Raw genomic sequence first — 17,169 nt, 5'->3', positions numbered from 1 at the left:
AAGACAACCTGAGGAGTACCGCCATGTCCCCGATCCCCGAAGGTGCCGCCGCCGTCGACCTGCCCACCCTGGACGACGCGCTGCTCGCGGCCGTCGCGACGGGCAGCCACCACGACCCGCACACGGTCCTCGGCCAGCATCAGGTCGCGGCGCCGGGGGTGGCCGACCCGATCACGGTCATCCGCGCGCTCCGCCCGCTTGCGACCGAGGTCTTCGCGGTGCTGCCCAACGGCGCCCACATCGAACTGGCGCATGTCGGCCACGGCATCTGGCAGGGAATCGACATCGTCGGTCCCGGGGCGTACCTGATCGAGGCGCGCTACGACGACGGGAGCACCTGGACCGCCGACGACCCGTACCGCTTCCTGCCGACCATCGGCCAGCTCGACCTGCACCTGATCGGCGAGGGCCGGCACGAGACGCTGTGGACGGCGCTCGGAGCGCACGTGCGCGACCTCGGCGGCGTCGTCGGGACGGCGTTCACCGTCTGGGCGCCGCACGCCCGCGCCGTCCGCGTGGTCGGCGACTTCAACGGCTGGGACGGCACGCTCCACTCCATGCGCAACATGGGCGCCTCCGGCGTGTGGGAGCTGTTCGTCCCGGGCCTCGGCGAGGGCGAGATCTACAAGTTCGACCTGCTGGCGCAGGACGGCCGCTGGGTCCGCAAGGTCGACCCGATGGCCCAGTTCGCCGAGACACCGCCCGCGACCGCCTCCCGCATCACCGTCAGCCGCCACGAATGGGCGGACGACGAGTGGATGCGCGGCCGCGCCGAGACGGACCCGCATGCGGGCCCGATGAGCGTCTACGAGCTGCACTTCGCGTCGTGGCGACCGGGACTCGGCTACCGCGACGCAGCCGACCAGCTGATCGACTACGTCGGAGCCCTCGGCTACACGCACGTGGAGTTCCTTCCGCTCGCCGAGCATCCTTTCGGCGGGTCGTGGGGCTACCAGGTCACCGGCTACTACGCGCCGACGAGCCGGTTCGGCTCCCCCGACGACCTCAAGTACCTCATCGACCGGCTGCACCAGGCGGGCATCGGCGTCATCCTCGACTGGGTGCCCGGGCACTTCCCCAAGGACGACTGGGCGCTCGCCCGCTTCGACGGACAGCCGCTCTACGAGCACGCCGACCCGCGCCGCGGCGAGCACAAGGACTGGGGCACCTACATCTTCGACTACGGCAACTCGCAGGTGCGCAACTTCCTGGTCGCGAACGCCCTGTACTGGCTGGAGGAGTTCCACATCGACGGCCTGCGGGTCGATGCCGTCGCCTCCATGCTGTACCTCGACTACTCGCGTGCCGACGGCGAGTGGGTGCCCAACATCCACGGCGGCCGCGAGAACCTGGAGGCGATCGGCTTCCTGCAGGAGGTCACCGCGACCGCCTACAAGCGCAACCCGGGCACCGTGATGATCGCCGAGGAGTCGACCAGCTACACCGGTGTGACCGCCCCGACGTCGTCCGGCGGCCTCGGCTTCGGGCTGAAGTGGAACATGGGCTGGATGCACGACTCGCTGCAGTACATGCACGAGGACCCGATGTACCGCAGCTACCACCACAGCGAGATCACCTTCTCGTTCGTGTACGCCTGGAGCGAGAACTTCCTGCTGCCGATCAGCCACGACGAGGTCGTGCACGGCAAGGGCTCCCTGCTGACCAAGATGCCCGGCGACCACTGGCAGCAGCTGGCGAACGTGCGTGCATTCCTCGCGTACATGTGGGGACACCCGGGCAAGCAGCTGCTGTTCATGGGTCAGGAGTTCGGCCAGCCGTCCGAGTGGAGCGAGGAACGCGGCCTGGACTGGTGGATCCTCGACCAGCCGGCGCATCAGGGCCTCTGGAACCTCGTCTCGCAGCTGAACGCCCTCTACCGCGAGCACCCGCAGCTGTGGGCGCTGGACAACGAGCCGGCCGGTTTCGAGTGGATCGACGGGTCCGACGCCCAGGGCAACGTCATCGCGTTCCTCCGGAAGGACCGCGACGGCGACCCGATCGTGATGCTGTTCAACTTCTCCGGGGCGCCGCACAGTGGGTACCGCGTCGGGCTGCCGTTCGCCGGCGAGTGGGAGGAGCTGCTCAACACCGATGCGGAGGCCTACGGAGGCTCCGGGGTCGGCAACCTCGGTTCTGTGACGGCGCTCGACGAGCCGTGGATGGGTCGCCCCGCGTCGGCGGTGCTCACGCTTCCGCCGCTCGGCGCCCTCTGGCTGAAGCCGCGCCGCTAGCCGGGTCGCCGGTCGGCGGCTATCAGGTGCCGGTCTCGAGCCAGGTGCCGTAGCCGACGCCGTCGACGGCGTGCTCCGGAGCCAGGTTGCGTCCGGCGCGCCATGTCGTCCCGAGGGCGCCGCCCAGCCGGACGGGCAGGATGTAGCGGCGGCTCCCGCTGGCCCGCTTGCGCTGCTCGGCCAGGTCGCGTGCCGACTCCACGCGGGGTCCGCCGATGCTGATCACGCTGTCCGGCTCCCCTGCGCCCTCGGCGACGTCGACGAGCACGCGAGCGACGTCGGTCACCGCGATCGGCTGGAACCGCACACCGGACGGCGACAGGATGGCGCCAAGCGGCCTCCCCCGGTCGAAGATCGCGGTGACGAAGTCATGGAACTGCGTCGCGCGCACCACCCGGGTGTCGAGCGGCGACTCGAGATAGGCGCGCTCCTGTGCCGCCTTCGCGCGGTAGTAGCCGTACGCCGAGCGGTCGGTGCCGACCACGGAGAGCAGCACGGCACGCTGCACGCCGAAGCGGGCGGCGGTGTGCAGGAGGTTCTGCGCTCCCGTGGCGAAGACGTGGGCGGCCTGCTTGCCGACCGCGTTGCTGGCGTCGATCAGGACGTCGACGCCGTCCACCGCCTCCTCGAGCCCGTCGCCGGTCACGATGTCCGCCGTGACGTAGGTGGCGCCGAGAACGAACCGGTCCGAGTCGTCGTCCGGCACGCGGCGGGCGGCGACGACCACCTGGTGGCCGCGTTCGACGGCTTCGGCGGTCACGGCGCGTCCGGCCAGGCCGGTGCCTCCGATGACGAGCACACGGGACATGCGGGGTCACTCCCTCAGCTTCGACTGCCGGAGATCGCCGGCACGACGATGGGCCGCCGCCCGGTGCCCGGTGGGGACGGGCTCAGTACAGCAGCGAAGCCAGCCTAGCCCTGGCCTTGCCCACACGCGGGTCGTCGACGCCGACGATCTCGAAATAGTCGAGGATGCGCGTGCGCACGGTCTCCTTGCCGCTCGCGTCGAGCTTCGGGAAGAGCGTGAGCAGGCGGTCGAAGGCGTCGTCGACGTGGCCGCCCGAGATGTCGAGGTCGGCGACGCCGAGCTGCGCATCCACGTCGTCGGGCGCCTGCGCCGCGGCCGAGCGGAGTTCGTCGGCGGTGTGGCCGCTGAGTCGTGCCAGGAGGCTCACCTGGGCGAGGCCGGCGACCGCCAGGGTGTCGCGCGGATCCTGTGCGATCGCGGTCTTGTAGGCGCGGATCGCTCCGTCGTAGTCGCCGCGCTCGATGGCGTCGTACGCCTCGGCGTGAAGCGGAGGGAGCGGGGGCTCCGGCGCTGGCTCGGCCGCCGCTGCGTCGGCATCGGGGGCCGCGCCGCCCTCGACGGTCACAGTGTCGGTCACGCCGTTCTGCGCGGCGAGCTGCAGGAGCTGCTCGAACACGTCCGTGATCTGCGACTCCGGCAGTGCGCCGACGAAGAGCTGGACGGGCCGCCCGGCCACGAGCGCGGCGACCGCAGGAACGGACTGCGCCTGGAAGGCCTGTGCCAGCTGGGGGTTGGCATCCACATCCACCTTCACCAGCACCAGACGCCCGCCGAAGCCGGCGACCACGCGGTCGAGGAGGGCGGTGAACTGCTTCCACTGGTCGGACCGCTCGGTGCCGAGGTCGACGACCACCGGCACCCGCATGGACAGGTCGATGAAGTCGTTGAAGTTCGCGTCCGTGCCCTCGAAGTAGAGGCTCGGAAGGGTCAGCGCCCCCGCTGGCGGCTGGCCCTCCGGCGCCTCGCCCGCGGGCGGACGGTTGACGAGGGAGCTCAGATCGACAGCTCCGCGCAGGTTCGTGGGCGGCGGCGGGACGTTGCTCATTGTTCCTCCAGATGCGTGCGCACGAGAGTCAAGGATACTCGCGTCCCTGCCGCCCGCGCGCGCCCCAGCACCCTCCGCACCCCCGTCGAGTACGCAAAAACTGCACGCTCATCGGGGGGAAAGCGTGCAGTTTGTGCGTACTCGACGGTGGACGGATCAGAGCTGCTTGGCGGAGATCATGCCCTGGGAGAAACCGAGCAGCGTGATCTTCGCATCGGAGCCCGCGGGCGGCACGTAGAACGCCAGCTGGTAGCCGAACGTGGACTCGATGCCGGTCTTGGACGAGGCGACGCCGGTCAGCGCCGCAGCGGTCGCGCCCGCGCTCACCTCGGCACCGGCCTCGACGACCTTGAGCACCTGCGATTCCTGCAGATCGGTCCAGACGATCGCACCGGAGTCGTTGGTGGCCATGGCCACGTCCGTCCCTGCCCCGGGCTGGCTCGTGAACTCGAGCGATGCGGTCGCGGGGACGGCGGCCTTCTGCTTGGCCTTCCACTCGGCTCCCACCTGGGTGCGCAGGGTGTCGCCCTCCGCGCTGAACAGGTTCGCGTACTGGCTCTTGTCGCCGTTCATCAGGATGTCGCCGTAGGCCGCGGCCACCCTCTGCGGCGGCAGGGCGAGGAGCTTGGAGTCGGGCGGCACGACCGCGGAGCCGATGCTCGCGGGCGCCAGGTTCGGGACCTTGGCCTTCGGCTCGAGCGAAACGGCGTACTCGACCTGATAGTTGTCACGCGGCGTCTCCTGCACCATGGTGATCGCGATCGGCGCCTGAGCGGTGCCCTTCGCGTCCTTCGGCGTCTCGATGACGGCGGCGACCGTGCGCGGCCAGGCGTCGGTGGCCTGTGGGAGCGACAGGACGATCGGGCTCGCCGGGATGGCCGGCAGCGGCGGCTCGTCGGCCTTCTTCGCGCGGATGGCGTAGTTCGCCTCGCGGAGCTGAAGGGCGGGACCGGTGAAGCGCTCCTTGGCGAGGTCGGGGCTCGCCTTGGCGTCGGCCTGCGCGGCGGACTCGGAGACGCGCTTCACGATGCGCTCCAGCTGGGGCACAGTGACGGCGGGAGGCAGCTGATCCTTGGCGTCGGGCGCCTCCGTGGCCAGAGGGGTCGAGGTCTTCGTCGGCGTCGTCGCGGCGTCGGTACCCGTGGTGCAGCCCGTCAGCGCGAGGACTCCGGCGAGGGCGACGGGGATGATGACGCGGGCACGGCGGGTCGAGCGGCGGCCGCGCGGGGTGGTCTCGATCATGGCGGTGGGCTTGTACTTAGGGGCCTTGGGCAGCTTGGGCATCTTCGGTCCGCTCTTGCGGCGGGGCCCGCGCGAGCGGCGGTGCGTGTAGAGACCCCAGAGGTAGAGGGCGATGCCGATGAGGAGCAGGACGATGCCGCCGATGATCAGCGGGAACGCCCACGGGGTGCTGGAGTCGACGGGCCAGGTGACGGTGACGCGCGACGGTGCGGCCTTCGTGCCGTCGGAGGCGACGATGACGCTGACGTCGTCGGGGATGTTCATGCGGGTGACCTGGGCGGCCTGGCCGTCGAACTCCTCGAGCCACAGGTCGGAGCCGGCCGGGTTGGGTCCGGCGGTCGTCGCGGCGGCACCGCTCGTCGACCCGGATGCGGCCCCGGCGGACGGAGACGGCGTGGCAGCGGGAGTCGGCGTCGCGGTCGAGCCGGATGCCGCGCCCTCGTCATCCTTCGTGCCGTCGCCCTTCGTGTCGGCCGCCTTCGGCGTCACGTTCTTGGTCGTCAGCTTGCCCGTGGCGGTGCGGTAGCCGACCTCGACGTACTTCTGATCGTCGAGCCAGGCCTTCACGTCCGCTGTACGGCCGTAAGCCACGACCTGCTTCGCGCCGTCGGGGGCGCCCGTCACGGTCAGCGTCTGCTGGCCCGGGTGCGCGTTCAGCACCGACCCGTCGACGACCACATACCGAGGGTCGCCGGAGACGGAGGTGCCGGCCTCGATGTGGGTCGGCGGAGCGAAGACGGTGCGTTGCGCGATGCCGGCCACGATCATGACCGCGGCGACGACGAACGCGACGATGGCGAGTACGAAACGCAAACAGGACTCCTCGTGTGCCGAAGTTCGGGGGCGGGCACAGTCACACGACGATACCGGACGTGCCTGAAAGGCAGCTAACCCTTGTCTGGACGCTCACGCAGCCCCCCGTGCGGGCGTAGACCCGCGAATTGTAGGATCGACCCGGCACGCGCGCAGCGGGTCGACCCGAATCCCTCAGGAGTAACAACAGTGGCCACCGACGAATCCAACTTCACACAGGTCTTCCGCGGCTACGACAAGGACGAGGTCGACAAGGCTCTGCAGGAGTTGCGGCGCGAGCTCATCAAGTCGAATACGCAGTCCGCGGAGTCGGCGAAGGAGATCAAGCGGCTCCAGGCGCGCATCGAAGACCTCAACGCCGAGATCGAAGAGGTCGGCAGCCCCACCTACTCGGGCCTCGGCACCAAGCTCGAGAACACGCTGCGCGTCGCGGAGGAGCAGTCCACCCGCCTGATCGCCCAGGCCGACATCGACGCCGAGAAGCTGCGCGCCGGCGTCGCCGCCGAGATCGAGAAGGTCAAGAAGGCGGCCGCCGCGCAGGCCGAGCGCATCCTGGCCGACGCGCAGGCGCGCGCCACCACGCTGCTGGAGGATGCGCAGATCGAGTCGGGCGAGCTGCTGGCCAAGACGCGCTCGGACAAGGAGACCCTGCTCAACGACGCCATGCGCGAGGCCGCGGCCATCCGCGGCGCCGTCGCGACGGAGGCCGCCGAGCTGCGCGCCACCAGCAAGCGCGAGGCGGCGGCCGTCCGGGCCGAGGCCGACCGCGAGGCGGCGGAGCTCAAAGCGGTCGCGTCGCGCGAGGCCGAGGCTGCCCGCGCCGAGGCGGCCGAGCTCGACCGCACGATCGCCGCCCGGAAGGCGGAGCTCGAGAACGCCCTCGCCGACGACCGCGCCGCGTTCGAGCGCGAGGCCGCGCAGATCCGTCTCGACCTCGACAAGCGCGTGGCCGAGACCGCCGACCGGCTCGCGGCCGAGGAGGCCGAGACCCGCAACGCGCTGGCCGCCGAGGCCGCCCAGGCGCGCGCAGACCTCGCCGCAGAGGTCGAGGAGCAGCGCTCCTCCCTCGCCGCCGAGGCCGCACAGACCCGCGCGGACCTGGAGAACGAGGACAAGACGACCCGCCTCGCTCTGGCCACCGAAGTCGAGCAGACGAAGAAGGCGCTCGCCGCCGAGGTCGCGCAGACCAAAGCCGCCCTGGCCGCCGAGGTCGAGCAGACCCGCTCGGCCCTCGACGCCGAGGTGACCGGCGCCCGAAGCGCCCTGACCGATGAAGTCGACCGCACGAAGGCCGAGCTCGCCGACGAGGTCACCCGCACGCGTTCCGCCCTCACCGAGGAGGTCGAGCGCACCAAGTCGGAGCTGGAGACCGAGGTCACCACGACGCGCTCCGCGCTCGAGAACGAGGTGACCTCCGCCCGCGCCGCGCTCGAGAACGAGGTCACCACGACCCGATCCGCCCTCGCAGAAGAGGTCGAGCGGACTCGCAAGCAGCTCGCCGACGACACCCTCCAGACCCGCACCACCCTGGAGAAGGAGACGACGGAGACGCGAGCACGACTGGAAGCCGACCGCGCCGCGACCGCGGCCCAGCTCGCCGCCGACCGCGAGCAGACGGCGAGCGAACTGGCCGCCGAGGTCGACAGCACGCGCGCCCGCCTGGCCGCGGAGGCCGACCGTCAGCGCCGCGAGCTGGAGGCCGAGGCCGCCGAACTGCGTGCACAGCTCGCCTCCGAGGTGGATGCCGCCCGCACCTCGCTCGCCGACGAGATCGCTCGCGAGCGGAGCGCCGTCGAGGCCGAGCTCACCGCCGAGCGCGCCCGTCTGGCCGCGGAGGTCGAGTCGACGACCTCCGCTCTCGCCGCCGAGGTCGAGCAGACCAAGTCCGCCCTCGAGACCGAGGTCACCACGACCAAGGCCGCACTCGCCGCGGAGGTCGAGCAGACCACGTCCGCTCTGGAAACCGAGGTCACCACCACGAAGTCCGCTCTGACGGATGAGGTGGAGCGGACGCGGACCGAGCTGGCCGCGGAGGTCGACCAGACGAAGAAGGCGCTTGCCGCCGAGGTGGAGCAGACGAAGTCCGCTCTGGAGACCGAGGTCACCACCACGAAGTCCGCGCTTGCCGCCGAGGTCGAGCAGACCAAGAATGCGCTCGCCGCCGAGGTGGAGCAGACGAAGTCCGCGCTCGCCGCCGAGTCCGAAGAGACGCGCAGCCGGCTCGCGGAGGACGTGCGCCGGACCACGGTCGAGCTCGCCGACCAGCGCGAGGCGACCGCGAACGAGCTCGCCGACCAGCGTGAGCAGCAGCGGCTGGAGCTCGAACGGGATGCGGAGCGCACCCGCGTCGCGCTCGCCGACGAGGCCCAGCAGACGAGGGTCGCCCTCGAGAGGGAGACCGCGGAGGCCCGCGCCGAGGTCGCCCGTGAGACCGCCGAGGCCCGCACGGCGCTCGAGGCGGAGATCGCTCAGCGCACGGCCGAGTTCGAGCAGGAGGCGGCGAACGCCCGCGCCGCGCTCGACAACGAGCTCACGCAGCTGCGCACCTCCACTCTGGAGGAACTGGATGCGCGCACGCGCGAGATCGCCCAGGCCCGCATCGACCTGGACGTCGAGCTGAAGGCCCGCCGCGACGAGGCCGAGAAGGAGTACCTCACGCGGCACCAGGAGGCGGTCGCCCAGACGCAGAAGTACCTCGACGAGGCCAACGTGCAGCTGGCGGATGCCGTCAAGCGCACCGCCCAGGCGCGTTCCGAAGCCGAGGCGTTCGAGGCGGAGGCGCGTCGCACGGTCACCGAGGCGAGGAAGAAGGCCGAAGAGACCGCCACGCAGGTCATCCACGACGCCGAGGAGCGGGCCGCGGCTCTGCTCGAGGAGACGGAGGAGCGTACACAACGCCTCGTGGCGGACGCGGAAGAGCGCCTCGCCCAGATTAGGATTGAGCGCGAGGCTGTGGCCGGGTACTTCGAGAACCTGCGCGGCGTCCTTCAGCAGGCCGAAAGTGTGACTGCCGACCGCGACTGACCCAGGGGGAACCATGAAGATCCAGAACCCGTTCCGCCTCGGCCTCATCGGCGCCCTCGGAGTCGGGCTCGGGATCCTCATCCTCAGCGCGATCACGAGTCTCGCGACGATCATCACGTACATCGGTGCCGCGCTGTTCCTGGCGCTCGGCATCGAGCCACTGATCTCGTTCCTCGAGCGCCGCAAGTTCCCGCGCTGGCTGGCCCTCGTCGTCGCGCTCGTGGTGATCATCGGCGCCTTCATCGGCCTGATCTGGGCGATCGTCCCGATCGCGATCAGCCAGGCAACCCAGCTCGTCCAGAACACCATCACCTGGGTGAACAACGGCGACGCCGAGAAGTGGTTCCTCAGTCTCCAGCATCAGTTCCCCGGCATCGTCAACCAGCAGAACATCGACGCGGTCACCGAATGGCTGCAGAAGAACCTGCCGGACATCACGTCCAAGGTGCTGCAGACCGGTGTCGGCATCGTCCAGGGCGTGTTCGGCGTCATCATCGTCGTCATCCTGACCATCTACTTCACGGCTTCGCTGCCGGCGATCAAGCGCTCCGCCTACCAGCTCGTGCCGGCTTCCCGCCGGGCGCGGTTCGCCGACCTGGGCGACCAGATCACGGACTCCGTCGGCAAGTACGTCATGGGGCAGGTCCTGCTGGCCCTCGTCAACGGCATCCTGAGCGCGATCTTCCTGACGGTGATCGGCGCGAAGTTCCCCATCCTGCTCGCGTCGATCGCGTTCTTCTTCTCGTTGATCCCGCTGGTCGGAACGATCACCGGCTCCGTGATCATCGTCGCGGTCTGTTTCCTGTCCGGAACGCCGACCGCAATCGCCGCGGCGATCTACTACCTGATCTACATGCAGGTGGAGGCGTACGTGCTCAGCCCGCGCATCATGAACCGCGCGGTCTCCGTTCCTGGCGCCCTCGTCGTCGTCGCCGCTCTCGCCGGCGGCACGCTGCTCGGCATTCTCGGAGCGCTCGTGGCGATCCCGTTCGCGGCCGCCATCCTGCTGATCGTCAAGCAGGTCGTCATCCCGCGTCAGAACGAGCTCTGACGACCTTCACGCTCTAGGACGCGGGCGGCGGCCACTCGGTCGGCAGCGGCAGAGCGGCGGGGTTGATCCGCTGAACGATCTCACTGAGCACCCGGCGGGTCTGGTTCTCCCCCACCCACAGGTGCTTCCCGCCCTCCACATCGACCAGCTCGATCTGCGGCAGCGGGCGGAACCGCTCGGCCGCCTCCGCCGGACGCAGATAGTCGTCCAGTTCCGGGATCAGCGCGACGATCGGGCGGTGGTCCCCGGCCCAGGCGGCCAGGTGCTCCGGCTTCGCCCGGTGCAGGGGCGGAGACAGCAGGATGACGCCGTCGACCGGGAACTCGCGTCCGTACATGAGAGCCAGCTCTGTGCCGAACGACCAGCCGAGGAGCCAGGGATGCGGGAGGCCGCGCTGGGCGACGAACGCCATCGCCGCCTCCAGGTCGAACCGCTCGCCGACACCGTGGTCGAAGGACCCCTGGCTGCGTCCACGCGGCGAGGTGGTGCCGCGGGTGTTGAACCGCAAGACGGCGATGTCCGCCAGCGCAGGAAGCCGGCCGGCCGCCTTGCGCAGGATGTGCGAGTCCATGAACCCGCCGCCGGTCGGGAGCGGGTGGAGCGTGACCAGGGTCGCGACCGGCTCGCGGTCGAGCGGGCTCGCCAGCTCACCGACCAGCGTGAGGCCGTCGGCGGTGTGCAGCTCGATGTCCTCGCGGCGGGCAGGAAGCTCGACCCCTCCGCGGATCTCGACGGGCTCGCCGCTAGTGTTCTGCGTGCTCACGTTCTCGGTCGTCATGCGATCCTCCAGCAGGACTCGTGCCAGTGCCGTCGTGCGGCCAGGTCGGCCGCATCCCCCAGCACGCCGTCGGCGCGCCACGCGACGAGGTGGGATGTGCCCGGCACGATGTCGCGGCCGCATCCCGGGCAGACGTACGTCTTCTGCGCCTGGGCGGCCGAGACCGGCTGCACGTTCCATTCGGTGCCACGACGGATCTCCGTTCGCCGCCAGCCGGCGAGCAGACGGTCGAGGCCGTCCGGCTCCTCCTCCCGATGGCCGCCGGAGCGGCTGCGGGGACGGTTGGAGCGCGGCATACGTCCAGTCTAAACGTCGGCCCTCAGCGTCAGGTCAGTACCAGCCGGAGGACTCGGAGTGCGCCCACGCGCCGCACGGTGTGCCGTATCGGCCCGCGATGTAGCCGAGACCCCAGTTGATCTGCACCGACGCGTCCGTCTCCCAGCCCGGACCCATCTTGCTGCCGGGGAGCGCCTGCGGGATGCCGTACGCGCCGCTGGGATTGGCCGCGTTCACGCGCCAGCCGGACTCCCGGCTCCACAGCGAGTCGAGGCAGCCCCACTGGTCGTCGCCCCAGCCCCGGGCCTGCATCATTTGGTAGCCCATGTCACGCGCCGTGCCCGCCGTGGGGATCGGAGCGGTCGGGTTACTGCTGCCGGACGACTTCTTGGCGGACGGCTTCGGGGTGGGTGTCGGCGTCGGAGTGGGCTTCGGCTTCTCCTTGACCGTGACCGCATCGCGCGTGATGGTCGGGCCGGCTGCATCCGGAGCCGTCAGGTTCTGGGTGGGAGCGCCGTCGTAGCGCTGCGTGGTGGGGATCTCCTGCAGAGACTCCGCGTACGCCGGCGTCGTGGTCGTGCCGGAGAACGGATCGACCACATTGACCAGTGCGAACCCCACGGCGGCGGTGAACGCGAAGCCCAGAAGGGTCGCTCGCGACCGGATGTGCGGTCGCCGGGATCGCTTGAACGCGACGCCGACCGGGTTGGCCGGAGTCAGCGGCACGATCTCTGCTGCTGCTGCTCGTCTACCCACGATCACAGAACGATAACGGACATCGGGCTCAGAACCAAGAATCGACGCCCGCACTCAGCGAACCGCCAGCATGACATCGGTGACGCTGTCGAGCAGCAGATCGACCTGGACCTCCCGGTATCCGCCCCGTTGCTCGCGGAACGTGACCGTCCGGACCTCCTCGACGCTCATCGGCCGGCCGTCCTGGAAATAGCGGACCAGCCGGTTGGCGAACCGGTCGACGTCGTTGCGGTTGTAGCCGAGCGTGAGGAAGCTGACCCTGTCGAACCGGTGCCCGAGCGGACGGTCGAGGCGGTTCAGGACGACCTGCGCGGTCGTGCGCGCCTCCTCGAACCACGAGGCATCGCCCTGGCGGCTGCGGATGGCCTCGCGCTCCCGGGCCGCGAACGCGTCCTCCAGACGCTCCAGCGCGGCATCCACGTGCGTCGTGGAGTATCCGCCCTTGGCCATCGAGAACGCCGCGTGGCGGATGTCGGCGGCCGTCAGCGAGGGAGCGTCCTCGTCGGCGTCGTACGCCCGGCGCGCCAGCTTGAGGAACTCATCCACCTGTTCGACGTCATAGCCCGGCTTGGACTTGGGGCTGCGGGGGAAGGTGCTCACTCCCCCATTCTGTCATCGGAAGATGAGGAACAGGACGTAGGTGGCCGCCGCTGACGGCAGGATCGAGTCGAGCCGGTCGAGGAAACCGCCGTGACCGGGCAGCCACGAGCTCATGTCCTTGATGCCCAGATCCCGCTTGATGAGCGACTCGGCGAGGTCGCCCGCCGTCGCGGTCAGCAGCAGGACGACGCCGAAGACGATGCCGAACCACCAGACCTCGCCCAGCATGAACACCGACAGCAGGACGCCCGCGATGATCGCCGCGGCGGCCGCGCCGGCGAACCCCTCCCACGTCTTCTTCGGGCTGATGGTCGGCGCCATCGGGTGCTTGCCCCACGACAGGCCGCTCACGTAGGCGCCGGTGTCGACCGAGACGACGAGGATGAGGAACGCGAGCACCCACCACTCGCCGCCCGGCTCCGCGAGGAGCAGGATGACGAAGCTGGCCAGCAGGGTCACGTACAGCTGGGCGAAGACCGACCACAGCAGGTCCCGGCCGAGGGCGCCGGGGCCGCGCCGGGAAGCGGGCACGAACAGCTCCTCGACCAGCCGCCACACGACGACGAGCAGGATGCCCGCTGTGAGCGCGACGAGCATGCCGCCCGCGTGCAGGAAGAACGTGGCCGGGACGATGCCGACCGCGGCGATCACGGTCGGGATGCGGGGCACACGGCGTCCGGACCCGCGGAACGCCTGCGCCAGCTCGAAACTGGCGAATCCGGCCATCGCCATCCCGAACACCAGGAAAAGCTCCTTGATGAAGATCAGGCTCACCAGGACCAGCGCGCCCACGGCGAGGCCGATCACGATCGCGAGGATCAGGTTGCGGCCCGTGCGCTCGGCGATCCGCTCGTTCGTGGCATCGAGCTGCGCTTTCCGCGCTTGCACCTGACGCTCGAAGTCGGCGCGGGTGGCCTGCACCTGGGCGCGGAACTCCTCCCGCGAGCGTGCCTTGCCCTTGCGACCGTGCAGTTCGGGCCCGCCAGGAGGCAGCGGTGCTCCCGGCGTCGGCGCCCCCTGCGTCGGCGCCCCGGGGCTGCTCTCGTCGGTCATCGGCTAGACCTCGAGGAGTTCGGCTTCCTTGCGCTTCAGGGCGTCGTCGACCGCGTCGACGTGAGTGCGCGTGATCGCCTCGAGCTCCTTCTCGGCGCGGGCAAGCTCGTCGTCGCCGACCTCGCCCTTCAGCGCATCCAGGTCGTCCTTCGACCGGCGGCGGATGTTGCGCAGCGCGACCTTGGCGTCCTCGCCCTTGCCGCGGACGATCTTGACGAACTCCTTGCGACGGTCCTCGGTGAGCTCGGGCAGGGTGACCCGGACGATCTCGCCGTCGTTGCCGACGTTGGCCGAGAGGTTGGGCATGTTGACGATGGCCTTCTCGATGTCCTTCAGCGCCGACTTGTCGTAGGGCGTGACCAGCAGGACGCGGGCCTCGGGGTTCTGGAGCCCGGCCAGCTGGGCGAGCGGCGTCGGCGAACCGTAGTAGTCGACCAGCACCTTCTGGAACAGTGCCGGGTTGGCCCGGCCCGCGCTCACGGTGCCGAAGTCCTCCCTCGCCGCGTCCACGGTCTTGCTCATGCGCTGACGGGCATCGGAAATCACATCCGCGATCACGGTTTCTCCTTCAGATCGGTGGGTCGCTGTCTAGTCTATTGCGCGGTCACGCCGCCGCCGGTGCCGGACCGGCGGCGGCATTGAAGACCAGCGCTGGCCGTTCAGCCGAGGAGAGTGCCGATCTCGGCGCCGAGCAGAGCAGCCGTGACATTGCCGGCCGGCTCGATCCCGAAGATGCGCATCGGCATCCCGTTGTCCATGCAGAGGCTGAGGGCCGTCGAGTCGACCGCCTTCAGGTTCTGCTGCAGGGCCTCCTGGTGGCTGATCTGGTCGATCTTGCGCGCATCGGGGTTGGTGCGCGGGTCGTCGTCGTACATGCCGTCGACGCCGTTCTTGGCGACCAGCACGACGTCGGCGCTGATCTCGAGCGCCCGCTGCGCGGCGACCGTGTCGGTCGAGAAGTACGGGAGCCCTGCGCCGGCGCCGAAGATGACGACCCGGCCCTTCTCGAGGTGCCGCTCCGCCCGGCGGGGGATGTACGGCTCGGCGACCTGGGTCATCGAGATCGCCGACTGGACGCGGGTCTCGGCACCCGCCTGCTCCAGGAAGTCCTGCAGCGCGAGCGAGTTCATGACCGTGCCGAGCATGCCCATGTAGTCGGCGCGACCGCGGTCCATGCCGCGCTGCGAGAGCTCGGCCCCGCGGAAGAAATTGCCGCCGCCGACGACGATGGCGATCTCCACGTCCTGTGCGGCCTGCGCGATCTCACGCGCGATGCTGCTGACGATGTCCGGGTTGACGCCGAGCTGTCCGCCGCCGAACGCTTCGCCGGAGAGTTTGAGAAGGACCCTGCGTCGCTGTGAAGGATGTCTCTGGGTGGCTGCCGACATGCGTGAATAGCGTCCTTCCGTGCGTGGTTCTGGTTAAAGCTAGTGGGTGCTCGCGGGAGAGGGACATCCTCCCGCGCACAGAAAAGGAGTCCGGATCGTGTTCACGATCCGGACTCCTTCATGATCTGTTACGCGCCGACCTTGAACCGGGCGAAACCGGTGATGGTCAGGCCCGCATCCTTCACCACCTGGGCGATGGTCAGCTTGTTGTCGCGGGCGTACTCCTGCTCGAGCAGGGCGACCTGCTTGAAGTAGGCGCCGAGGCGGCCCTCGATGATCTTCGGGAGCGCGGCCTCCGGCTTGCCCTCGTTGCGCGAGATCTCCTCGACGATGCGACGCTCGTTCTCGACCTCGTCGGCCGGGACGTCCTCGCGGTTGAGGTAGGTCGGGTTCGCGAACGAGATGTGCTGCGCGATGCTGCGAGCGGTCTCCGCGTCGTCACCGGTGTAACCGAGGACGACACCGACCTGCGGCGGCAGGTCCTTGGAGGTCTTGTGCAGGTAGATCGCGAAGTTCTCGCCGTTGACGACGGCGATGCGGCGGAGTTCCACCTTCTCGCCGAGGATGGCGGCCTCGTCACCGATGAGCTCGGCGACGGTCTGGCTGCCGGCGGGGGCCGCGAGGGCCTCCTCGACGGTGGTGGCGCCGGCGGCCGCAGCCGCGTCGAGAACCTTCTCGGACAGGGCGATGAACTTGTCGCCCTTCGCCACGAAGTCGGTCTCGCACGCGAGCTCGATCATGGTGGCGGTGCCGTTGCCGTTCTCCTTGGCGGCGACGAGGCCCTCGCTGGTGGAGCGGTCGGCACGCTTCGCGTTGCCCTTCGCACCCTTCAGGCGCAGGATCTCGGTGGCCTTCTCGATGTCTCCACCGGCCTCCTCGAGGGCCTTCTTGGTGTCGACCATGCCGGTGCCGAGCTGCTCACGGAGAGCCTTGATGTCGGCGATGCTGATGTTTGCCATGTTCTGACTGGAACCTTCTTTTTCTCGAAGACTTCTGGTTGACGCGGGTTACTTGGACTCGGCGTCCGCAGGTGCGTCGGTCTCGACGGTCGACTCGGCCTCGGCGGCGTCGGCCTCGGCGGCCACGACGGCGTCAGCCTCGACAGCGTCCGCCTCGCCCTCGGCGACGACCTCGGCGGAGTCGGCCTTCGCGGCCGCCAGGTCCGCGTCAGCGGCCTTGGTGGTCTCGGCGCTCGACTGCACCTCGTCGGACGACTGCTGCAGGAGCTCCTGCTCCCACTCGGCGAGCGGCTCGGCCGGCTCGGCGCCCTCTTCGGGCTTCTGGTGACGCTGGATGAGGCCCTCGGCCGCGGCGTCGGCCACGATGCGGGTCAGCAGGGTGACGGAGCGGATCGCGTCGTCGTTGCCCGGGATCGGGTACTGGACCTCGTCCGGGTCGCAGTTCGTGTCGAGGATGCCGATGACCGGGATGCCCAGCTTCTTGGCCTCGTCGATCGCGAGGTGCTCCTTCTTGGTGTCGACCACCCAGAGCGCGCTCGGCGTCTTGCTGAGGTTGCGGATGCCGCCCAGCGACTTGTGGAGCTTGTCCAGCTCGCGCTTCTTGATCAGCAGCTCCTTCTTGGTGAAGCCGCTGGTGGTGCCCTCGAAGTCGAGCTCCTCGAGCTCCTTCATGCGGGCGAGGCGCTTGGACACGGTCGAGAAGTTGGTCAGCAGGCCACCCAGCCAGCGCTGGTTCACGTAGGGCTGGCCCACGCGGGTCGCCTGCTCGGCGATCGCCTGCTGGGCCTGCTTCTTCGTGCCGACGAAGAGGATGGTGCCGCCGTGGGCGACGGTCTCGCGCACGAAGTCGTACGTCTTGTCGATGTACGCGAGCGACTGCTGCAGGTCGATGATGTAGCTGCCCGAGCGCTCGGTGAGGATGAAGCGCTTCATCTTCGGGTTCCACCGACGGGTCTGGTGTCCGAAGTGGACGCCGCTGTCGAGCAGCTGGCGCATGGTGACGACGGCCATTGCCGTTTCTCCTTTGGTTGCGGTTGTCTGCGACGGCCGGCGGCCGCCACTCCTGGTGCCCCGCGCGCATCCGCATCCCACCGCCCGCACGGCGAGGCCGTCGAGTGGAGTGGGAGACCGGTGGATGCGCGCCC

15 protein-coding genes are annotated in these 17,169 nt (G+C 69.7%); 3 read left to right on the top strand and 12 right to left on the bottom strand.

Annotated features, from left to right (window positions below; all coding sequences use genetic code 11):
• Window positions 1–23 precede the first annotated feature (23 nt).
• The gene (glgB, locus tag AXZ95_RS09060) at window positions 24–2,231 is read left to right on the top strand and encodes a 1,4-alpha-glucan branching protein GlgB (RefSeq protein WP_018190717.1); all 2,208 of its coding nucleotides are present in this window, start codon (window positions 24–26) and stop codon (window positions 2,229–2,231) included.
• A 22-nt stretch (window positions 2,232–2,253) separates the two neighbouring features.
• On the opposite strand, the gene AXZ95_RS09055 is transcribed toward glgB, so the two are convergent.
• The 3 genes from AXZ95_RS09055 to AXZ95_RS09045 form a co-directional block, all read right to left on the bottom strand.
• Complete coding sequence (locus tag AXZ95_RS09055; protein WP_018190716.1) at window positions 2,254–3,039, bottom strand: NAD(P)H-binding protein; 786 nt, start codon at window positions 3,037–3,039, stop codon at window positions 2,254–2,256.
• Between the two features lie 82 nt (window positions 3,040–3,121).
• Complete coding sequence (locus AXZ95_RS09050; protein WP_018190715.1) at window positions 3,122–4,084, bottom strand: tetratricopeptide repeat protein; 963 nt, start codon at window positions 4,082–4,084, stop codon at window positions 3,122–3,124.
• Between the two features lie 156 nt (window positions 4,085–4,240).
• The gene (locus AXZ95_RS09045) at window positions 4,241–6,139 is read right to left on the bottom strand and encodes a hypothetical protein (RefSeq protein WP_018190714.1); all 1,899 of its coding nucleotides are present in this window, start codon (window positions 6,137–6,139) and stop codon (window positions 4,241–4,243) included.
• A 189-nt stretch (window positions 6,140–6,328) separates the two neighbouring features.
• Here AXZ95_RS09045 and AXZ95_RS09040 point away from each other — a divergent pair, with 189 nt between their 5' ends.
• Both AXZ95_RS09040 and AXZ95_RS09035 read left to right on the top strand, forming a co-directional pair.
• Window positions 6,329–9,163: a DivIVA domain-containing protein gene (locus tag AXZ95_RS09040; protein WP_018190713.1), complete on the top strand. Its 2,835-nt coding sequence runs from the start codon at window positions 6,329–6,331 to the stop codon at window positions 9,161–9,163.
• Between the two features lie 13 nt (window positions 9,164–9,176).
• The gene (locus AXZ95_RS09035; protein ID WP_018190712.1) at window positions 9,177–10,214 is read left to right on the top strand and encodes an AI-2E family transporter; all 1,038 of its coding nucleotides are present in this window, start codon (window positions 9,177–9,179) and stop codon (window positions 10,212–10,214) included.
• Window positions 10,215–10,227: 13 nt separating this feature from the next.
• On the opposite strand, the gene AXZ95_RS09030 is transcribed toward AXZ95_RS09035, so the two are convergent.
• The 9 genes from AXZ95_RS09030 to rpsB form a co-directional block, all read right to left on the bottom strand.
• A complete protein-coding gene (locus AXZ95_RS09030; RefSeq protein WP_018190711.1) occupies window positions 10,228–10,992 on the bottom strand; it encodes an alpha/beta hydrolase in 765 nt (254 codons plus the stop codon).
• Complete coding sequence (locus AXZ95_RS09025) at window positions 10,989–11,288, bottom strand: hypothetical protein (protein WP_018190710.1); 300 nt, start codon at window positions 11,286–11,288, stop codon at window positions 10,989–10,991. Before AXZ95_RS09025 ends, AXZ95_RS09030 begins: the two co-directional genes overlap by 4 nt.
• A gap of 34 nt (window positions 11,289–11,322) precedes the next feature.
• A complete protein-coding gene (locus AXZ95_RS09020; RefSeq protein ID WP_231374394.1) occupies window positions 11,323–12,024 on the bottom strand; it encodes a lytic transglycosylase domain-containing protein in 702 nt (233 codons plus the stop codon).
• Between the two features lie 54 nt (window positions 12,025–12,078).
• Window positions 12,079–12,624, bottom strand: a complete 546-nt coding sequence (locus AXZ95_RS09015) for a DivIVA domain-containing protein (RefSeq protein WP_018190708.1) — start codon at window positions 12,622–12,624, stop codon at window positions 12,079–12,081.
• A 12-nt stretch (window positions 12,625–12,636) separates the two neighbouring features.
• Complete coding sequence (locus AXZ95_RS09010) at window positions 12,637–13,677, bottom strand: phosphatidate cytidylyltransferase (RefSeq protein WP_018190707.1); 1,041 nt, start codon at window positions 13,675–13,677, stop codon at window positions 12,637–12,639.
• Window positions 13,678–13,680: 3 nt separating this feature from the next.
• Window positions 13,681–14,235: a ribosome recycling factor gene (gene frr, locus AXZ95_RS09005; protein WP_018190706.1), complete on the bottom strand. Its 555-nt coding sequence runs from the start codon at window positions 14,233–14,235 to the stop codon at window positions 13,681–13,683.
• 101 nt (window positions 14,236–14,336) lie between these two features.
• The gene (gene pyrH / locus AXZ95_RS09000) at window positions 14,337–15,065 is read right to left on the bottom strand and encodes a UMP kinase (protein ID WP_018190705.1); all 729 of its coding nucleotides are present in this window, start codon (window positions 15,063–15,065) and stop codon (window positions 14,337–14,339) included.
• Between the two features lie 128 nt (window positions 15,066–15,193).
• A complete protein-coding gene (tsf, locus tag AXZ95_RS08995; RefSeq protein WP_018190704.1) occupies window positions 15,194–16,024 on the bottom strand; it encodes a translation elongation factor Ts in 831 nt (276 codons plus the stop codon).
• Window positions 16,025–16,072: 48 nt separating this feature from the next.
• The gene (gene rpsB, locus AXZ95_RS08990) at window positions 16,073–17,035 is read right to left on the bottom strand and encodes a 30S ribosomal protein S2 (protein ID WP_018190703.1); all 963 of its coding nucleotides are present in this window, start codon (window positions 17,033–17,035) and stop codon (window positions 16,073–16,075) included.
• Window positions 17,036–17,169: the final 134 nt, after the last annotated feature.

Origin of the sequence: Leifsonia sp. 115AMFTsu3.1 (assembly GCF_004362795.1) — a bacterium.
Classification (GTDB): domain Bacteria; phylum Actinomycetota; class Actinomycetes; order Actinomycetales; family Microbacteriaceae; genus Leifsonia.
Note: the sequence above shows the minus strand (reverse complement) of the source record. Positions and strands in the feature narration are given on the sequence as shown.

Excerpts from the sequence above, each read along its gene's own strand:
- glgB (WP_018190717.1), top strand. The coding sequence starts at position 24 with ATGTCCCCGATCCCCGAAGGTGCCGCCGCCGTCGACCTGCCCACCCTG.
- AXZ95_RS09055 (WP_018190716.1), bottom strand. The coding sequence starts at position 3,039 with ATGTCCCGTGTGCTCGTCATCGGAGGCACCGGCCTGGCCGGACGCGCC.
- AXZ95_RS09050 (WP_018190715.1), bottom strand. The coding sequence starts at position 4,084 with ATGAGCAACGTCCCGCCGCCGCCCACGAACCTGCGCGGAGCTGTCGAT.
- AXZ95_RS09035 (WP_018190712.1), top strand. The coding sequence starts at position 9,177 with ATGAAGATCCAGAACCCGTTCCGCCTCGGCCTCATCGGCGCCCTCGGA.
- AXZ95_RS09030 (WP_018190711.1), bottom strand. The coding sequence starts at position 10,992 with ATGACGACCGAGAACGTGAGCACGCAGAACACTAGCGGCGAGCCCGTC.
- AXZ95_RS09025 (WP_018190710.1), bottom strand. The coding sequence starts at position 11,288 with ATGCCGCGCTCCAACCGTCCCCGCAGCCGCTCCGGCGGCCATCGGGAG.
- AXZ95_RS09010 (WP_018190707.1), bottom strand. The coding sequence starts at position 13,677 with ATGACCGACGAGAGCAGCCCCGGGGCGCCGACGCAGGGGGCGCCGACG.
- pyrH (WP_018190705.1), bottom strand. The coding sequence starts at position 15,065 with ATGTCGGCAGCCACCCAGAGACATCCTTCACAGCGACGCAGGGTCCTT.
- tsf (WP_018190704.1), bottom strand. The coding sequence starts at position 16,024 with ATGGCAAACATCAGCATCGCCGACATCAAGGCTCTCCGTGAGCAGCTC.
- rpsB (WP_018190703.1), bottom strand. The coding sequence starts at position 17,035 with ATGGCCGTCGTCACCATGCGCCAGCTGCTCGACAGCGGCGTCCACTTC.